Annotated in this window: 22 protein-coding genes; 19 read left to right on the forward strand and 3 right to left on the reverse strand. The window is 63.7% G+C overall.

The window, feature by feature from the left end:
* The first annotated feature begins 109 nt into the window (after positions 1-109).
* Together AC3ANW_RS00120 and ubiA are read left to right on the forward strand one after the other, a co-directional pair.
* Positions 110-709 carry a Dps family protein gene (locus AC3ANW_RS00120; protein ID WP_488343181.1) on the forward strand — a complete coding sequence of 200 codons (600 nt, stop codon included), beginning with the start codon at positions 110-112 and terminating at the stop codon, positions 707-709.
* 65 nt (positions 710-774) lie between these two features.
* Positions 775-1,644, forward strand: coding sequence for a 4-hydroxybenzoate octaprenyltransferase (gene ubiA, locus AC3ANW_RS00125; RefSeq protein WP_488343182.1), 870 nt, complete (start codon positions 775-777; stop codon positions 1,642-1,644).
* Between the two features lie 25 nt (positions 1,645-1,669).
* On the opposite strand, the gene proC is transcribed toward ubiA, so the two are convergent.
* Genes proC through AC3ANW_RS00140 form a run of 3 tightly spaced genes read right to left on the reverse strand, consistent with a single transcriptional unit; the run spans position 1,670 to position 4,801 of the window.
* On the reverse strand, positions 1,670-2,509 hold the full coding sequence (gene proC / locus AC3ANW_RS00130; RefSeq protein WP_488343183.1) for a pyrroline-5-carboxylate reductase: 840 nt from the start codon (positions 2,507-2,509) through the stop codon (positions 1,670-1,672).
* Between the two features lie 11 nt (positions 2,510-2,520).
* Entirely contained in the window at positions 2,521-4,014 is a 1,494-nt protein-coding gene (gene glpK, locus AC3ANW_RS00135) for a glycerol kinase GlpK (RefSeq protein ID WP_488343184.1), read from the reverse strand.
* A 19-nt stretch (positions 4,015-4,033) separates the two neighbouring features.
* Positions 4,034-4,801 carry a DeoR/GlpR family DNA-binding transcription regulator gene (locus AC3ANW_RS00140; protein WP_488343185.1) on the reverse strand — a complete coding sequence of 256 codons (768 nt, stop codon included), beginning with the start codon at positions 4,799-4,801 and terminating at the stop codon, positions 4,034-4,036.
* Positions 4,802-4,959: 158 nt separating this feature from the next.
* Between AC3ANW_RS00140 and AC3ANW_RS00145 the strand changes: the two genes are divergently transcribed.
* The 17 genes from AC3ANW_RS00145 to rplO all read left to right on the forward strand — a co-directional run bounded on the left by AC3ANW_RS00145 (position 4,960) and on the right by rplO (position 16,957).
* Entirely contained in the window at positions 4,960-6,036 is a 1,077-nt protein-coding gene (locus AC3ANW_RS00145; protein WP_488343186.1) for an ABC transporter ATP-binding protein, read from the forward strand.
* An 11-nt stretch (positions 6,037-6,047) separates the two neighbouring features.
* Positions 6,048-7,127 (forward strand): ABC transporter ATP-binding protein, encoded by a 1,080-nt coding sequence (locus tag AC3ANW_RS00150; protein WP_488343187.1) that lies wholly within the window; start codon positions 6,048-6,050, stop codon positions 7,125-7,127.
* A complete protein-coding gene (locus AC3ANW_RS00155; RefSeq protein WP_488343188.1) occupies positions 7,124-8,020 on the forward strand; it encodes a carbohydrate ABC transporter permease in 897 nt (298 codons plus the stop codon). The genes AC3ANW_RS00150 and AC3ANW_RS00155 overlap by 4 nt, the downstream gene beginning before the upstream one ends.
* Positions 8,013-8,828, forward strand: a complete 816-nt coding sequence (locus tag AC3ANW_RS00160) for a carbohydrate ABC transporter permease (RefSeq protein ID WP_488343189.1) — start codon at positions 8,013-8,015, stop codon at positions 8,826-8,828. The genes AC3ANW_RS00155 and AC3ANW_RS00160 overlap by 8 nt, the downstream gene beginning before the upstream one ends.
* Positions 8,829-8,857: 29 nt before the next feature.
* A complete protein-coding gene (locus AC3ANW_RS00165; RefSeq protein ID WP_488343190.1) occupies positions 8,858-9,166 on the forward strand; it encodes a DUF2160 domain-containing protein in 309 nt (102 codons plus the stop codon).
* A 116-nt stretch (positions 9,167-9,282) separates the two neighbouring features.
* Positions 9,283-11,013, forward strand: coding sequence for an ABC transporter substrate-binding protein (locus AC3ANW_RS00170; protein ID WP_488343191.1), 1,731 nt, complete (start codon positions 9,283-9,285; stop codon positions 11,011-11,013).
* Positions 11,014-11,041: 28 nt separating this feature from the next.
* Entirely contained in the window at positions 11,042-12,652 is a 1,611-nt protein-coding gene (locus AC3ANW_RS00175) for a glycerol-3-phosphate dehydrogenase/oxidase (protein WP_488343192.1), read from the forward strand.
* A gap of 182 nt (positions 12,653-12,834) precedes the next feature.
* Positions 12,835-13,203 carry a 50S ribosomal protein L14 gene (rplN, locus tag AC3ANW_RS00180; protein ID WP_488343193.1) on the forward strand — a complete coding sequence of 123 codons (369 nt, stop codon included), beginning with the start codon at positions 12,835-12,837 and terminating at the stop codon, positions 13,201-13,203.
* A 15-nt stretch (positions 13,204-13,218) separates the two neighbouring features.
* A complete protein-coding gene (rplX, locus tag AC3ANW_RS00185; RefSeq protein ID WP_488343194.1) occupies positions 13,219-13,539 on the forward strand; it encodes a 50S ribosomal protein L24 in 321 nt (106 codons plus the stop codon).
* 11 nt (positions 13,540-13,550) lie between these two features.
* Positions 13,551-14,090: a 50S ribosomal protein L5 gene (gene rplE / locus AC3ANW_RS00190; protein ID WP_488343195.1), complete on the forward strand. Its 540-nt coding sequence runs from the start codon at positions 13,551-13,553 to the stop codon at positions 14,088-14,090.
* A gap of 8 nt (positions 14,091-14,098) precedes the next feature.
* The gene (rpsN, locus tag AC3ANW_RS00195) at positions 14,099-14,404 is read left to right on the forward strand and encodes a 30S ribosomal protein S14 (RefSeq protein WP_488343196.1); all 306 of its coding nucleotides are present in this window, start codon (positions 14,099-14,101) and stop codon (positions 14,402-14,404) included.
* A 20-nt stretch (positions 14,405-14,424) separates the two neighbouring features.
* The gene (gene rpsH / locus AC3ANW_RS00200) at positions 14,425-14,820 is read left to right on the forward strand and encodes a 30S ribosomal protein S8 (RefSeq protein WP_488343197.1); all 396 of its coding nucleotides are present in this window, start codon (positions 14,425-14,427) and stop codon (positions 14,818-14,820) included.
* Positions 14,821-14,843: 23 nt separating this feature from the next.
* Positions 14,844-15,377 carry a 50S ribosomal protein L6 gene (gene rplF / locus AC3ANW_RS00205; RefSeq protein ID WP_488343198.1) on the forward strand — a complete coding sequence of 178 codons (534 nt, stop codon included), beginning with the start codon at positions 14,844-14,846 and terminating at the stop codon, positions 15,375-15,377.
* A gap of 11 nt (positions 15,378-15,388) precedes the next feature.
* Positions 15,389-15,757 carry a 50S ribosomal protein L18 gene (rplR, locus tag AC3ANW_RS00210; RefSeq protein ID WP_488343199.1) on the forward strand — a complete coding sequence of 123 codons (369 nt, stop codon included), beginning with the start codon at positions 15,389-15,391 and terminating at the stop codon, positions 15,755-15,757.
* A gap of 16 nt (positions 15,758-15,773) precedes the next feature.
* Entirely contained in the window at positions 15,774-16,295 is a 522-nt protein-coding gene (rpsE, locus tag AC3ANW_RS00215) for a 30S ribosomal protein S5 (protein ID WP_488343200.1), read from the forward strand.
* A 13-nt stretch (positions 16,296-16,308) separates the two neighbouring features.
* Entirely contained in the window at positions 16,309-16,491 is a 183-nt protein-coding gene (rpmD, locus tag AC3ANW_RS00220; RefSeq protein ID WP_488343201.1) for a 50S ribosomal protein L30, read from the forward strand.
* 34 nt (positions 16,492-16,525) lie between these two features.
* Positions 16,526-16,957, forward strand: a complete 432-nt coding sequence (gene rplO / locus AC3ANW_RS00225; RefSeq protein WP_488343202.1) for a 50S ribosomal protein L15 — start codon at positions 16,526-16,528, stop codon at positions 16,955-16,957.
* Positions 16,958-16,997 lie beyond the last annotated feature (40 nt).

Here is a 16,997-nt window from a genome sequence, read left to right on the forward strand (position 1 = left end):
CAGGCATAGTTCCTGGCTGTTGGCGACCACGGCAAGGCTCGGTAAAGTGCCTGCCAGCGTGGGTCCAGAACCCTTCGTCATTGCATTCATCGTCATCGGGAGATTCGACATGGCCACCAAGTCCAAGAACGTCAAGAAACTCAGCGCACCCGTCGTGGCTGCCACACCTTCGGTCGGCAAGGTGCCCAACAAGGGCGGTTTGTCTGTCGCGCCCTCGTCCGGCAGCGCACGGGCGCCGGTCATCAACATCGGCATCGCCGACGCTGACCGCGCCTCCATCGCCGAAGGCCTGTCGCGGGTGCTGGCTGACACCTACACGCTGTACCTGACCACCCACAATTTCCACTGGAACGTCACCGGCCCGCACTTCAATTCGCTGCACGCCATGTTCATGGACCAGTACACCGAACTGTGGAATTCGACCGACGTGATCGCCGAACGCATCCGGTCGCTGGGCCACTATGCGCCGGGCTCTTACGCCGAATTCAGCAAGATCGCCACCGTGCCCGATGTGCCCGCACAGCCGCCCAAGGCGATGCAGATGGTCGCCATCCTGGTACAGGGCCACGAGACGGTTTCGCGTATCGCGCGCAGCTTCATCGCGGTGGCCGAGGCGGCCAACGATGCGCCGACGGCCGACATGCTGACGGCACGCTGCACGGTGCACGACCAGACGGCGTGGATGCTGCGTTCGCTGCTCGAGGACTGATCAGGCGATTTCCGAAAAACGGAGCGGCACAATGGCCGCTCAGTTTTTTTCGTCTCGGGTTTTTCATGTCTGCTGGCCGACCGTCCCGCCTGTCCCTCTATCTCGACCTGATCCGCTGGAACCGGCCGGCCGGATGGCTGCTGCTGCTGTGGCCCACGCTGGTGGCCTTGTGGGTAGCGGCTGACGGTTTCCCGGGCTGGCATCTGCTGCTGGTCTTCATCGCCGGCACGGTGCTGATGCGCAGTGCGGGTTGCTGTGTGAACGACGTGGCGGACCGTGACTTCGACCGGCATGTCAAACGCACCGCCAACCGGCCGGTGACCAGCGGCGCCGTCAGCACACGCGAGGCGCTGGTGTTCGGCGCGGTGCTGGCCGTGCTGGCCTTCGGATTGGTGCTGACCACCAACACTCTGACTGTCATGTGGTCCTTCGGTGCGCTGGCCGTCACGCTGTTCTATCCCTACGCCAAACGCTGGGTGTCGATGCCGCAGGCAGTGCTGGGCGTCGCTTTCAGTTTCGGCATCCCCATGGCGTTCACCGCCATCCAGGCGCGGGTGCCGATGGTGGCCGTGCTGCTGGTGATCGCCAACCTGTGCTGGGTGCTGGCCTACGACACCGAATACGCGATGGTCGACCGCGACGACGACCTGAAGATCGGCATGAAGACGTCCGCCATCACACTCGGCCGTTTCGATGTGGCGGCGGTGATGGGCTTCTACGCCGTGGCCATCGTGCTGCAGATCGTCGCCCTCGAGGATGCGGGCCTGGGCTGGCCGTTCTGGCTGGCGATGGCGGCCGCGGCAGGCCAGGCGCTGTGGCACTGGCGGCTGATCCGCGACCGCAGCCGTGAAGGCTGCTTCAAGGCCTTCCGGCTGAACCACTGGCTGGGCGCCACGGTGTTCGCCGGGGTGGTGCTGGGGTATTGCCTGCGCTAGGTGCAGGCCGGGTCGACGCTACGGATCAGCGACCGAATTCCTCGCCCAGTTCATGGGCGCGTTTCTCGGCGGCGTGGAGGGCTGATACGAAACTGTCCTTCATGCCCGCGCTTTCCATGGCCGTCAGTGCCGCGTAGGTGGTGCCACCCTTGGACGTGACGCGCTGGCGCATTTCTTCGAGCGGATCGGCGGATGCCGCCGCCAGGTGCGAGGCGCCCTGGAAGGTGGCGATGGACAGTTCACGCGCCTGCCCTGCAGACAACCCCATTTCGAGTCCGGCCTTGACCATCGACTCCAGGAAATAGAAGACGTAAGCCGGGCCGGAGCCCGACAGGGCCGTGACCGCGTCGAGCTGCTGCTCGGCGTTCACCCACAGCGTGCGGCCGGTCGGGCGCAGCATGGTTGTGATGAGTTCGCGGTCGGCCTCGTTGACCTCCGTTCGGGCGAACAGTCCGGTCATGCCCTGGCCGACCAGTGCCGGGGTATTGGGCATGGCGCGCACGACACGGCCGGTGTCCAGCCAGCGGGCGATGCTTTCAGTGGGAATGCCGGCGGCCACGCTCAGGTGCAAGGCCTTGGGGGCATGCGGCGCGACGGCTGCGGCGGCCTCGCGGAAGGTCTGGGGTTTGACAGCCCACACCACCACGGCGGCGCGCGACAGGAATGGGCCAGCCTCGGCCTGTGCGGTGATGGCGAACTGTTGTGCCAGTCGGGCGCGGGCTTCTTCGAAGGGTTCGACCACTTCGATGCGGGTGGCGTCCAGGCCCTGGCGGATCAGCCCGCCGATGATGGCGCTGGCCATGTTGCCGCCGCCGATGAAGGCCACGGGAAGATCAAGTACGGGAATTTCTCGGATGTCGTTCATGCCCGGGATTTTCAACCAGCCGTGGTCTGCCTGACGGCGTGTTCCCACTGTTGCATTCGTTCGTCCGCCTGAGACCGGTCGATGGCGGGCTCGAACCGTCGTTCGGCTTGCCACAGCGCCGACAACTCGTCGGTGCCGGCGAATACGCCCGACGACAGTCCAGCCAGATAGGCAGCGCCCAGCGCAGTGGTTTCGATGACCGCCGGCCTCACGACCGGAATACCCAGCAGGTCGGCCTGGAACTGCATCAGCAGGTCGTTGACGCATGCACCGCCATCGACCCGTAACTCGCGCATCGGCGCAACGCCCGCGGCAGCCGCATCACGCTGCATCGCGATGAGCAATGCAGCGCTCTGGAATGCGATGCTTTCCAGCGCCGCGCGGGCGATGTGGGCCATGGTGGTGCCGCGAGTCAGGCCGGTGAGCGTGCCGCGCGCGTCGGGTTGCCAATAAGGCGCGCCCAGGCCGGTGAAGGCCGGCACCAGCACCACGCCGCCGGCGTCGGGCACGCTGTTGGCCAGGGCCTCGACCTCGCCGCTGGTGCCGATGGCGCGCAGGCCGTCGCGCATCCACTGCACCACAGCGCCGCCGACGAACACACTGCCTTCCAGCGCGAATTCGGGTTGTGTGCCGGCTTGTGCGGCGCTGGTGGTGACCAGTCCGTTCTGCGAGGTCTGGAAACGTTTGCCGGTATGCATGAGCATGAAACAACCGGTGCCGTAGGTGTTCTTGGCCATGCCTTCGCTGAAGCAGGCCTGGCCGAAAGTGGCGGACTGCTGGTCACCCGCGACGCCGCCGATACGCACCGGGCTGCCCAGCAGATCGGGCAGCGTGGTGCCGAAATCGGCGGCCGACGGCAACACCTTCGGCATCATCTTCGGCGGTATGTCGAGGGCCTGGAGCAGCTCGGCGTCCCAGGCGTTTTCATGCACGTTGAACAGCATGGTGCGTGATGCATTGGTAACGTCGGTCACATGCACCGCGCCGCCGGTCAGCTGCCAGATCAGCCAGCTGTCCACGGTGCCGAAAGCCAGTTCGCCGCGCTCTGCGCGAGCCCGGGCGTCCGGCACGTTGTCGAGGATCCACTTGAGTTTGGTGCCCGAGAAATACGCGTCGATGCGCAGTCCGGTCTTCTTCTGCACACGCGCCTCCCAGCCTTCGTCGCGCAGCCGGGCGCATTCGGGTTCGGCCCGCCGGTCCTGCCAGACGATCGCGTGGTGCACCGGTTCGCCGGTCTTGCGGTCCCACACCACGGTGGTTTCGCGCTGGTTGGTGATGCCGATGCTGCGGATGGCCGAAGCCTCGATGCCGGCGGTTTTCAGCACTTCGCGTGCGGTGTCCAGCTGGGTCTGCCAGATCTGCCGCGGATCGTGTTCGACCCAGCCTGGCCGCGGATAGCACTGCGGCAGTTCGCGCTGGGCTTGCGCCACGATGCGGCCGCGTTCGTCGAAAACGATGCTGCGGGAGCTGGAGGTGCCCTGGTCGAGCGCAAGAAGGTAGGTCATGGCGTGAAAGGAAAAGAGGTCAGTCCGTGGCGACGTCGAGCTGCACGCCGGCTTCGGCCAGCAGGACGGGAAAGGGCTCGGGCGGCATCCGGTCGGTGAACAGGCGCTGGATCTGCGGCAGCGTGGCCGCCTCGACCATGGCGTGGCGGTTGAACTTGCTGGCGTCGGCGGCCAGCCACACCTCGCGCGAGTGCCGGATGATGGTTTGCGCCACCTTCACCTCGCGGTAGTCGAAGTCGCGCAGCGTGCCGTCGACCTCGATGCCGGAAATGCCGATCAGCGCGATGTCGACCTTGAACTGCGCGATGAAGTCGACCGCCGCCTCGCCGACGATGCCCAGGTCGCGCGGCCGCACCACGCCGCCGGCCACGATCACCTCGCAGCCGGGGCTTTCGCTCAGGATGGTCGCCACGTTGAGGTTGTTGGTGATGACCCGCAGTCCCTTGTGCTGCAGCAGCTCGCGCGCTATGGCTTCGGTGGTGGTGCCGATGTTGAGCATCAGCGAGCAGTCGTTGGGTACACGGCGTGCCACGGCACGGGCGATGCGCGCCTTGCCCTCGGCATTCAGCACCGCGCGTTGCCGGTGGCCCAGGTTCTCGGTGGTCGACTGGGCAATGCGCACACCGCCGTGGAAACGCGCCAGCGATCCGGCGTCGGCCAGCCGCTGCACGTCGCGGCGCACGGTCTGCAGGGTGACGCCCAGCATCTCGGCGAGGGTTTCGACCGTCATGGAGCCGCGGGCCCGCACGGCGGCCAGTAGTTTCAGTTGTCGTGGGTTGGTGTTCAAAACGGACGCGAATGCTGGCAAAAGAAAAAGAGCAATGTTCGCAAAGTTGATCCGCACTGTAAAACGAACAAAAACGAAAGAGATCCGGGTAAGTACCAGCGATTGGCGATCAGAAAAGAACAAAAATGAAAGCATCTGAACAGTAACGAAAGGGCGTCATGAGATTGACGCTGGAAAAAGTCGGCAAGACGGTAGGCGCGGAAACCTGGCTGCGTGACATCGATCTGGCGCTGCAACCCGATGCCGTCACCGTGCTGCTGGGCGTGACCCAGGCCGGCAAGACCAGCCTCATGCGCCTGATGGCCGGGCTGGACACCCCGACCACCGGCCGGGTGCGGGTCGACGGCAAGGACGTGACCGGTGTGCCGGTGCGCGAACGTAACGTGTCGATGGTCTACCAGCAGTTCATCAACTACCCGTCGTTGAAGGTTTTCGACAACATCGCATCGCCGCTCAAGCTGCGCGGCGACCGCAACATTGCAGAACGGGTGAAGGCGCTGGCCGAAAAGCTGCACATCGGCGCATTCCTAGACCGTTATCCGGCCGAGCTTTCGGGCGGCCAGCAACAGCGTGTGGCGCTCGCCCGGGCGCTGGCCAAGGGTGCACCGCTGATGCTGCTGGACGAACCACTGGTCAACCTCGACTACAAGCTGCGCGAGGGCCTGCGCGAAGAGCTGTCGCAACTGTTCGCAGCCGGTGAATCGACGGTGGTCTATGCCACCACCGAGCCGGCCGAGGCATTGCTGCTGGGCGGCTATACCGCGGTGATGGAAAAGGGCGAGGTGCTGCAGTACGGTCCCACCGCAGAAGTGTTCCACGCACCCGCCTCGCTGCGGGTGGCGCGGGCCTTCAGCGATCCGCCGATGAACCTGCTGGCCGGCCATTCCGCGAGCGGCATGCTCCAGCTGTCGGGCGGCCTGCAACTGCCCTTGCCGCCAGCGATGAGGCAATCCGGTGGTTCGCTGACCCTGGGGGTCCGGGCGGCCGCCCTGCGCACCACCGCAAGGCCTGGCGACCTGGCCTTGCCGGGTGTCGTCGAGCTGACCGAAATCTCAGGTTCCGACACCTACGTCCACATATCCACGCCCGCCGGCGAAATGGTGGCGCAGTTCACCGGCGTGCACCACTTCGCGCTGGGCGCGTCGCTGACGCTGTACCTGCATCCGGCCCACGTCTATCTGTTCGATGCCGGCGGCGCACTGCTGTCGGCGCCCGAACGAATCTCCTACCTCTGAGGCACGAACAGATGGCACGCATCGACCTCGACCTGGCGCACGCCTACCGCGCCGATCCGCAGCAGGACAGTGACTACGCGCTGCTGCCGCTGAAGATGACCTTCCGCGACGGCGGCGCCTATGCGCTGCTCGGGCCCTCGGGCTGCGGCAAGACCACCATGCTGAACATCATCTCGGGGCTGGTGACGCCTTCGCAGGGCACGGTGATGTTCGACGGCCGTGACGTGACAGACGCCACGCCGCAGCAACGCAACATCGCCCAGGTGTTCCAGTTCCCGGTCATCTACGACACCATGACCGTGGCCCAGAACCTGGCGTTCCCGCTGCGCAACCGCAAGGTCGCGGCGGCCCAGATCAAGGAACGTGTCGGCCGCATCGCCGAGATGCTAGACCTGAGCGGCCAACTGGACCAGCGCGCCGCCAACCTGGCAGCGGACGCGAAGCAGAAGATCTCGCTGGGCCGTGGGCTGGTGCGGCCGGATGTGTCGGCGGTGTTGTTCGACGAGCCGCTGACGGTGATCGATCCGCACCTGAAATGGCAGCTGCGCCGCAAGCTCAAGCAGATTCACCAGGAGCTGAAACTGACGCTGGTCTATGTCACCCACGACCAGGTGGAGGCGCTGACCTTTGCCGAAGAGGTGGTGGTGATGACCCGGGGCCGGGCCGTGCAGGTCGGCTCGGCCGAAGCGTTGTTCGAAAGGCCGCAACACACCTTCGTCGGGCACTTCATCGGCTCGCCGGGCATGAACTTCCTGTCGGCGGAGTCGGACGGCCGGAACGGCCTGCGGCTGGGCGCGCAGAGCCTCTCGCGGCCTGGCCAGGGCAGCCTGCCGGCAGGTGCGGTGACGGTCGGCATCCGGCCCGAATACCTGCGGCTGGTGCCGGTAGGCAGCCCGGGCGCGGTGACGGCACGCATCGAGCGTGTGCAGGACATCGGCACCTACCTGTTGGTGGCGGTGGACATCGGCGGCCAGCCCGCCAGGCTGCGACTGGGCATGGGCCAGGACGTGCCGAAGGTGGGTGACACCGTCGGCCTGCAGGTGCTGGGCGACCACACCTGTTTCTATCAAAACGAGGAGCTTGTCGCATGAGCGTGACAACCAAGCCGGTCAACCAGAAAGCCTGGTTCCTGATCCTGCCGGTGCTGGTCTGCGTGGCCTTCTCGGCCATCCTGCCGCTGATGACGGTGGTGAACTATTCGGTGCAGGACATCATCTCGCCCGAACGCCGCGTCTTCGTCGGCACCGAGTGGTTCGCGGCGGTGATGCGCGACGGCGAACTGCACGATGCGCTGCTGCGCCAGCTCGTGTTTTCGGTGTCGGTGCTGCTGGTGGAAATCCCGCTGGGCATCGCCCTGGCGCTGTCGATGCCGGCGCAGGGCTGGAAGTCGTCCCTGGTGCTGGTGCTGGTGGCGCTTTCGCTGCTGATTCCATGGAACGTGGTGGGCACCATCTGGCAGATATTCGGCCGGCCCGACATCGGCCTGCTGGGCCGCACGCTGGTGTCGCTGGGCATCGACTACAACTACACCGGCAATGCGACGGATGCCTGGCTGACGGTGCTGGCGATGGACGTCTGGCACTGGACATCGCTGGTGGCGCTGCTGGCCTTTGCCGGCCTGCGTTCGATACCCGACGCCTACTACCAGGCCGCGCAGATCGACGGCGCCAGCAAGTTCGCCGTGTTCCGCTACATCCAGCTGCCGAAGATGCGCGGTGTGCTGATGATCGCGGTGCTGCTGCGTTTCATGGACAGTTTCATGATCTACACCGAGCCCTTCGTGCTCACCGGCGGCGGACCGGGCAATGCCACCACCTTCCTGTCGCAGTACCTCACGCAGAAGGCGGTCGGGCAGTTCGACCTGGGGCCGGCGGCGGCGTTCTCGCTGATCTATTTCTTCATCATCCTGCTGCTGTGTTTCATCCTCTACACCTGGATGCAACGCGTCGGCACCGCGCAGCCGGAGGACGCTGGCCATGACTGACCAAAGACGTTTCCGCAAACGCAGCATCTTCCTGGTGGCCTACCTGGTGTTCGCGCTGCTGCCGATCTACTGGATGCTCAACATGAGCTTCAAGACCAACACCGAGATCCTGTCCGGCTTCTCGCTGTGGCCGTCGAACTTCACCTGGGCGAACTACCACACCATCCTGACCGATCCGTCGTGGTACCAGGGCTATCTGAACTCGATGCTCTACGTGGCCATGAACATGGTCGTATCGCTGGCGGTGGCGCTGCCCGCGGCCTATGCGTTTTCACGCTACAGCTTCCTGGGCGACAAGCATGTCTTCTTCTGGTTGCTGACCAACCGCATGACACCGCCGGCGGTGTTTCTGCTGCCCTTCTTCCAGCTGTACACCACGCTGGGACTGATGGACACCCACATCGCGGTGGCGCTGGCGCACCTGCTGTTCAACGTGCCGCTGGCGGTGTGGATCCTGGAAGGTTTCATGAGCGGAATCCCGCGCGAGATCGACGAGACGGCCTACATCGACGGCTATTCGTTTCCGAAGTTCTTCATCACCGTGTTCCTGCCGCTGATCAAGGCCGGCGTGGGTGTGGCGGCCTTCTTCTGTTTCATGTTTAGCTGGGTCGAACTGCTGCTGGCGCGCACGCTGACCAGCGTCAATGCCAAGCCGATCGTGGCCACCATGACCCGCACCGTTTCGGCCTCCGGCATGGACTGGGCGACGCTGGCCGCGGCCGGCGTGCTGACCATCGTGCCGGGCGCCATCGTCATCTGGTTCGTGCGCCACTACATCGCCAAGGGATTCGCGATGGGTCGCGTCTGACATCGCCACCGTTTCAAGGAAAAACCACCATGTTCAACTGGATGGCCTGGACCACACCCGTGGCCGTGTTCTTCGTGTGCATCGCGCTGATGCTGGCCGGCATGACCGTGTGGGAGTTGAAGTCGCCAACGGTCGAACGACGCGGCTGGCTGCCCATCTCGACCACCCGTGGCGACCGGCTTTTCATCGGCCTGCTGGCGGCTGCCTACGTCAACCTGATCTGGGTCGGGATGGGCGGGCAGATGGTGCAGTGGTTCGGCCTGCAGGAAGAGCCCACCGTGTGGATCAGTTTCGTGGCTTCGATGCTGCTGCTGGGGCTTGTCATGCGCAAGGGCTGACCCCGAGTTTTACCGCCACGCGGTGCCCTCGAACTCCCCCGGGGCACCGCTTGTGTTCGAGCAAGTCGCAGGGGGCGAGTCATCAATACATCACGACATCACAACAGGAGACAGACATGAAGATGCGCTACACGGTTCTGGCCATGGCTGCGGCGATGGCGATAGGCCATGCGGGAGCCGGGGAGGCCGACGCCAAGAAATGGATCGACAGCGAGTTCCAGCCGTCTACGCTGAGCAAGGACCAGCAGACCGCCGAGATGAAATGGTTCATCGACGCCGCCAAGAAGCTGCAGGCCAAGGGCGTGAAGGAAATCTCGGTGGTGTCCGAGACCCTGACCACCCACGAATACGAGTCGAAGACGCTGGCCAAGGCGTTCAGCGAAATCACCGGCATCAAGGTGACCCACGATCTGATCCAGGAAGGCGACGTGGTCGAGAAACTGCAGACTTCCATGCAGTCGGGCAAGTCGATCTATGACGGCTGGATCAGCGATTCAGACCTGATCGGCACCCACTACCGCTACGGCAAGATCCTGTCGCTGACCGAATACATGGCGGGCGCCGGCAAGGAATGGACCAACCCGGGCCTGGACGTCAACGACTTCATCGGAAAGAGTTTCACCACCGCGCCGGACGGTCAGATGTACCAGCTGCCCGACCAGCAGTTCGCCAACCTGTACTGGTTCCGCGCCGACCTGTTCGCCCGCAAGGACCTGCAGGACAAGTTCAAGGCCAAGTACGGCTATGAGCTAGGCGTGCCGCAGAACTGGAGCGCCTATGAAGATATCGCCGAGTTCTTCAGCAACGATGTCAAGCAGATCGACGGCAAGCCGATCTACGGCCACATGGACTACGGCAAGAAGGACCCGTCGCTGGGCTGGCGTTTCACCGATGCCTGGCTGTCGATGGCCGGTGCAGCCGACAAGGGCATCCCCAACGGATTGCCGGTCGACGAATGGGGCATCCGCGTGGCCGACGACAAGTGCACGCCGGTCGGTGCCAGTGTGTCCCGCGGCGGTGCGACCAACTCGCCCGCAGCCGTCTATGCGCTCACCAAGTACATCGACTGGATGAAAAAGTACGCGCCCAAGGAAGCCATGGGCATGACCTTCGGCGAGTCCGGCCCGGTGCCGGCCCAGGGCCACATCGCGCAGCAGATCTTCTGGTACACCGCGTTCACCGCCGACATGACCAAACCCGGCCTTCCGGTGGTCAATGCCGATGGCACACCCAAGTGGCGCATGGCGCCCGGCCCGAATGGTCCGTACTGGAAACCCGGCATGCAGAACGGCTATCAGGACGTCGGTTCCTGGAGTTTCTTCAAGGACCACGACCCCAGCAAGGTCGCCGCTGCCTGGCTGTACGCACAGTTCGTGACTGCCAAGACGACATCGCTCAAGAAGACGCTGGTCGGCCTGACGCCCATCCGAGAGTCCGACATCCGCTCCAAGGCGATGACCGACGCGGCGCCCAAGCTGGGCGGCCTGGTCGAGTTCTATCGCAGCCCGGCGCGGGTGGCGTGGACACCGACCGGCAACAACGTGCCCGACTACCCGAAGCTGGCGCAGCTCTGGTGGAAGAACGTGGCGACGGCGGTCACTGGCGAAAAGACACCGCAGCTCGCCATGGACAATCTGGCCGAAGAAATGGACCAGGTGATGTCCCGCCTGCAACGTGCCGGCATGGCCCGCTGCGCGCCCAAGCTCAATCCGAAAAGCGACAACGCGAAGTGGCTGGGCACGACCGGCGGCGCACCGTGGGCCAAGCTGGCCAACGAGAAGCCCAAGGGCGAGACCGTGGCCTACGACAAGCTGCTGCAAGCCTGGAAGGACGGCAAGGTCCGTTGAAAATACCCCCCGTACCATCTGCATCCACATGACATCCATTCCATCGCCTCTTCCGACCGTTCGCGCCGACCTCATGGCGCAGTTAGCCCAGGACCGTTCCTACGACCTGGCCGTGGTAGGGGGCGGGGCGACCGGCCTGGGTGTCGCGCTGGATGCAGTCGCGCGGGGTTTTTCCGTGGTGCTGCTCGAGGCGAACGATTTCGCCAAGGGCTCGTCTTCGCGCGCCACCAAACTCGTGCACGGCGGTGTCCGTTACCTGGCGCAGGGCAACCTGAGCCTGGTGCGGGAGGCGCTGCATGAACGGGCGGTTCTGCTGTCGAATGCGCCGCATCTGGCGCAACCCCTGCCTTTTGTCATGCCGGCCTACCGTTGGTGGGAGGCGCCTTTTTATGGTCTGGGGCTGGCTGCGTACGACCTGCTGGCCGGACGCTCGGGCCTCGGGCGCACCGAACTCATGGGGCGCGAAAAGACGCTCAAACGTCTGCCGGGTGCGTCGCCCGCCGGACTCAAGGGCGGCGTGCAGTATTGGGACGGCCAGTTCGACGACGCCCGCCTGGCGCTGGCACTGGCACGCACTGCAGCGACCCGTGGCGCACTGCTGGTCAACCATTGCCCGGTCGAAACACTTCTATATGACGGCGGCAAGGTTTCCGGCCTGGTCTGCCGCGATGCCGAGACCTCGCAGGCGTTCACCATCCGTGCACGTTGTGTCGTCAATGCGACCGGTGTCTGGGTCGATACGCTGCGCGCCCAGGACTCCGCTGCCAGCGGGCAGCCTGCCGAGCCCCTGGTGTCACCCAGCCAGGGGGTGCACCTTGTCGTCGACGCCGAATTCATGCCGGGTGCCCATGCACTGCTGGTCCCACGCACCGCCGACGGCCGCGTGCTGTTCGCCGTGCCGTGGCTGGGCAAGGTGGTGTTGGGCACCACCGATACACCCCGTACCGACACCGCATCCGAACCGAAGCCCTTTCAATCCGAAATCGATTTCATCCTGGGCGAGTCGGCGCGTTACCTGCGCCGTGCGCCCAAGGCCGCCGATGTCCGCAGCACCTGGGTGGGGCTGCGCCCGCTTGTGCGCCCGCAGTCGCAGCAGGGTGGTGCTGCCGCCACCAAGAAGATCAGCCGTGAACACACGGTGATGAGCGGTCCGGGCGGACTGGTCACCGTCACAGGCGGCAAATGGACCACCTACCGCGCCATGGCCGAGGACGTGCTGCAGCACTGCGCCGACGAAGGGCTGCTGCCCGCCAGGCAGGCGGGCGCTACCAATCACCTGCCGCTGGTGGGTTCGCCTGCAGATGGCAAGGCCGCGCAGTCTATCGGGCATGCGCCCGGTCCGCATCTTTACGGAAGCGAGGCAGCACTGTTGCAATCGTTACCGGGGGCGAATCACTGGCTGGCCCCGGGCCTGTCGGAAGCGATGGTGCGGTTTGCGGTCCGCAACGAATACGCGCGTACGGTGGAGGACGTACTGGCACGCCGCAGCCGTCTGCTTTTCCTGGATGCGGCAGCGGCGGGATCGCTGGCCGGCCGGGTGGCGCAATTGCTGCTGGAAGAAGGCGTTTCCCAACCCAACCTGGCGGGCTTCGATGTGTTGTGGCGTCAATTCGACGCAACTGCCCGCCAGAGCGCTTGACCGGTCGCCTGCTTTTTGCGATAGTCGAGGGCTTCGCCTCCTAGAGGTGAAATATCTGCCCAATAAGAAGCTCCGCAAAATGGTTTTGCGGGGTGGACGACGGGCCCAAGACTGACCTGAACTGCTATGCCGAGGGGCCGACCCCCAAGGGTGGCTGATCGGTACAAGTTGGGAATATTGCAATGATCCAGACAGAAACCCGGTTGGAAGTCGCCGACAACACAGGCGCGAAGTCCGTGCTGTGCATCAAGGTGCTCGGCGGCTCGAAGCGTCGCTACGCCAGCGTTGGCGACATCATCAAGGTCAGCATCAAAGAAGCTGCTCCTCGTGGTCGCGTCAAAAAAGGCGAGATCTACAGTGCAGTGGTCGTGCGCACCGCCAAGGGCATCCGCCGTGGCGATGGTTCGCTCGTCAAGTTCGACGGCAATGCCGCCGTTCTGCTGAACGCCAAGCTGGAGCCGATTGGCACCCGCATCTTCGGACCGGTGACGCGTGAACTGCGCACCGAGAAGTTCATGAAGATCGTGTCCCTGGCTCCCGAAGTTCTTTAATTTCCAGGACACGACATGAACAAGATTCGCAAGGGCGACGAAGTCATCGTGCTGACCGGCCGTGACAAGGGCAAGCGTGGCACCGTCACGCTGCGCTCGGATGATGCTCACCTCGTCATCGAAGGCATCAACGTGGTCAAGAAGCACGCCAAGCCAAACCCCATGAAGGGCACGACCGGCGGCATCGTCGAGAAGTCGATGCCGATTCACCAGTCCAACGTGGCAATCTTCAATGCCGCCACCGGCAAGGGTGATCGCGTGGGCATCAAGCTGCTGGCCGACGGAAAGCGCGTTCGCGTTTTCAAGTCCAGCGGTGAACAAATCCAGGCTGCCTGAGGGTTAACGACATGGCTCGTCTCCAACAACAATACCGCGAAAAAATCGCACCCGAACTGATCAAGCAGTTCGGCTACACCTCGCCGATGCAGGTCCCGCGCCTGACCAAGATCACCCTGAACATGGGTGTGTCGGAAGCGGTTTCCGACAAGAAGGTCATGGACAACGCTGTCGCCGACCTGACCAAGATCGCCGGCCAGAAGCCCGTCGTGACCAAGGCCAAGAAGGCTATCGCCGGTTTCAAGATCCGCGAACAGCAACCCATCGGCTGCATGGTCACCCTGCGTGGCGTTCAGATGTATGAGTTCCTGGACCGTTTCGTCACCGTGGCCCTGCCCCGTGTACGTGACTTCCGTGGTATCTCCGGTCGTGCCTTCGACGGCCGCGGCAACTACAACATCGGTGTCAAGGAACAGATCATTTTCCCTGAGATCGAGTATGACAAGGTCGACGCACTGCGCGGCCTGAACATCAGCATCACCACGACGGCCAAGACCGACGCAGAAGCCAAGGCGCTTCTCGCTGGCTTCCGCTTCCCGTTCAAGAACTGAGGTCAGCTGTGGCTAAACAAGCTCTCATCCAGCGCGAACTCAAGCGCGAAAAACTGGCAGCCAAATACGCTGCCAAGTACACGGAACTCAAGGCAATCGCCTCGGATTCCAAGAAGAGCGACGGCGAGCGCGAGGCTGCACGCCTCGGCTTGCAAAAGCTCCCGCGTAACGCGAACCCCACGCGTCAACGCAATCGTTGCGAAATCACCGGTCGTCCACGCGGTACTTTCCGCCAGTTCGGCCTGGCTCGCGCCAAGATCCGTGAACTGGCCTTCGCAGGCGACATTCCCGGTATCACCAAGGCCAGCTGGTAAGTCGGCAGGAGAGATTCAACATGAGCATGAGTGATCCCATCGCCGATCTGCTGACCCGTATTCGCAATGCGCAGATGGTGGCAAAAGCTACCGTCTCGGTGCCTTCTTCCAAAGTGAAGATTGCCATCACGCAAGTGCTGAAGGACGAAGGCTACATCGACGGCTTCGAAGTCAAGACCGAGGACAACAAGTCCCAGATCGTGATTGCCCTGAAGTACTACGCCGGTCGCCCGGTCATCGAGCGTATCGAGCGCGTCAGCCGTCCTGGCCTGCGTGTGTACAAAGGCCGTGATTCCATCCCCCAAGTCATGAACGGCTTGGGCGTCGCAATCGTCACCACCCCGCAAGGCGTGATGACGGATCGCAAGGCACGTGCTACCGGTATCGGTGGCGAAGTGCTCTGCTACGTCGCCTAAGCGGGCATCGAGGAGTAAACGAAATGTCCCGCGTAGGAAAAATGCCGGTCGCTATCCCGCAAGGCGTGGATGTCGCGATCAAAGACGATCAGATCAATGTGAAGGGCACCGGCGGCACGCTGTCGCTGGCTCTGCATGCATTGGTCAAGGTCGTGAACCAGGACGGCAAACTGACTTTCACCCCGGCCAACGAGTCGCGTGAAGCCAATGCCATGAGCGGTACGCTGCGTCAGCTGGTCAACAACATGGTTCTCGGCGTCAGCAAGGGCTTCGAAAAGAAGCTGAGCCTGGTCGGCGTCGGTTACAAGGCTGCTGCCCAAGGCGCCAAGCTGAACCTGGCTGTTGGCTACTCGCACCCGGTGAACGTGGAAATGCCCGCTGGCATTACCGTGGCCACCCCCACCCCGACTGAAGTCGTGATCAAGGGCGCCGACCGCCAACGCGTCGGTCAGATTGCTGCGGAAATCCGCGCGATCCGTCCTCCCGAGCCTTACAAGGGCAAGGGCATCCGTTACTCGGATGAAAAGATCACGATCAAAGAGACCAAGAAGAAGTAAGGAGTCGCAGCATGTCTTTGACCAAGAAAGAGCAGCGTCTTCGTCGTTCGCGCCAAACCCGGATTCGCATCGCGAACCAGGGCGTGGCCCGTCTGAGCGTGAACCGCACCAACCTGCACATCTACGCTACCGTGATCTCCGGCGACGGCACCAAGGTTCTGGCTTCGGCCTCTACCGCGGAAGCCGAAGTCCGTGCGGAACTCGGCGGTTCCGGCAAGGGTGGCAATGCCGCCGCTGCTGCAGCCATCGGCAAACGCATCGCTGAGAAGGCCAAGGCCGCCGGCGTTGAAAAGGTCGCTTTCGACCGTGCCGGTTTCGCCTACCACGGCCGCGTCAAGGCGCTGGCTGACGCTGCCCGCGAAGCGGGTCTGCAGTTCTAAGCAGGACGACTAAATCATGGCTAAGTTTCAACCTAAAGTGCAGACCGAGGCACAGGACGACGGTCTCAAGGAGAAGATGATTGCGGTCAACCGCGTCACCAAGGTCGTCAAAGGCGGCCGTATCCTTGGTTTCGCAGCCCTGACCGTGGTCGGCGACGGCGACGGTAAGGTCGGCATGGGCAAGGGCAAGTCGAAAGAAGTGCCTGCAGCAGTGCAAAAGGCGATGGAAGAAGCCCGTCGCAACCTGAAGAGCGTCTCGCTGAAGAACGGCACGCTGCATCACGCAGTGACCGGTCACCACGGTGCAGCCTTTGTGATGATGGCACCGGCCCCCAAAGGTACCGGCATCATCGCTGGCGGCCCGATGCGCGCCGTCTTCGAAGTGCTGGGCGTGACGGACATCGTGGCCAAGAGCCATGGTTCGTCCAACCCTTACAACATGGTTCGCGCCACGTTCGACGCTCTGACGAAGTCCACGACTCCCGGCCAGATCGCTTCCAAGCGCGGCAAGTCGGTTGAAGAAATCTTCACCGCCTGATCGGAGCAACGAAATGACTACCGAACAAACCGTCAAGGTTCAACTGGTTCGCAGCCCCATCGGCACCAAGGAATCGCATCGTGCGACCGTCCGTGGTCTGGGTCTGCGCAAGCTGAACAGCGTCAGCGAACTGCAGGACACCCCGGCAGTGCGCGGCATGATCAACAAGATCGCCTACCTGGTCCGCGTGCTGTAAAGCGCGTAGACCTGTATGTAGAACAGAGGCTCACATGGAACTCAACAGCATCAAGCCGGCCGCCGGCGCCAAGCACGCCAAGCGTCGCGTTGGCCGCGGTATCGGCTCTGGCCTGGGCAAGACCGCAGGTCGTGGCCACAAGGGCCAGAAGTCCCGCTCGGGTGGCTACCACAAGGTCGGTTTCGAAGGCGGTCAAATGCCTCTGCAGCGTCGCCTGCCGAAGCGTGGCTTCAAGTCGCAAACGCTCAAGTTCAACGCCGAAGTCACGCTGGCCGCTCTCGAGCAGCTGGGCCTGGCCGAAGTCGATGTCCTGGCGCTGAAGCAAGCGGGCCTGGTGGGCCAGCTCGCCAAGGTGGTGAAGATCATCAATACGGGCGCCATCGCCCGTTCGGTGAAACTCACTGGTGTCGGCGCGACGGCAGCTGCGAAGGCAGCAATCGAAGCCGCTGGCGGCAGCCTGGTCTAAGTACCAAGCCAGCAGAAGTATCAGTTCGTCCAGCAGTTCA

Source organism: Xylophilus sp. PBN-3R (genome assembly GCF_057747805.1).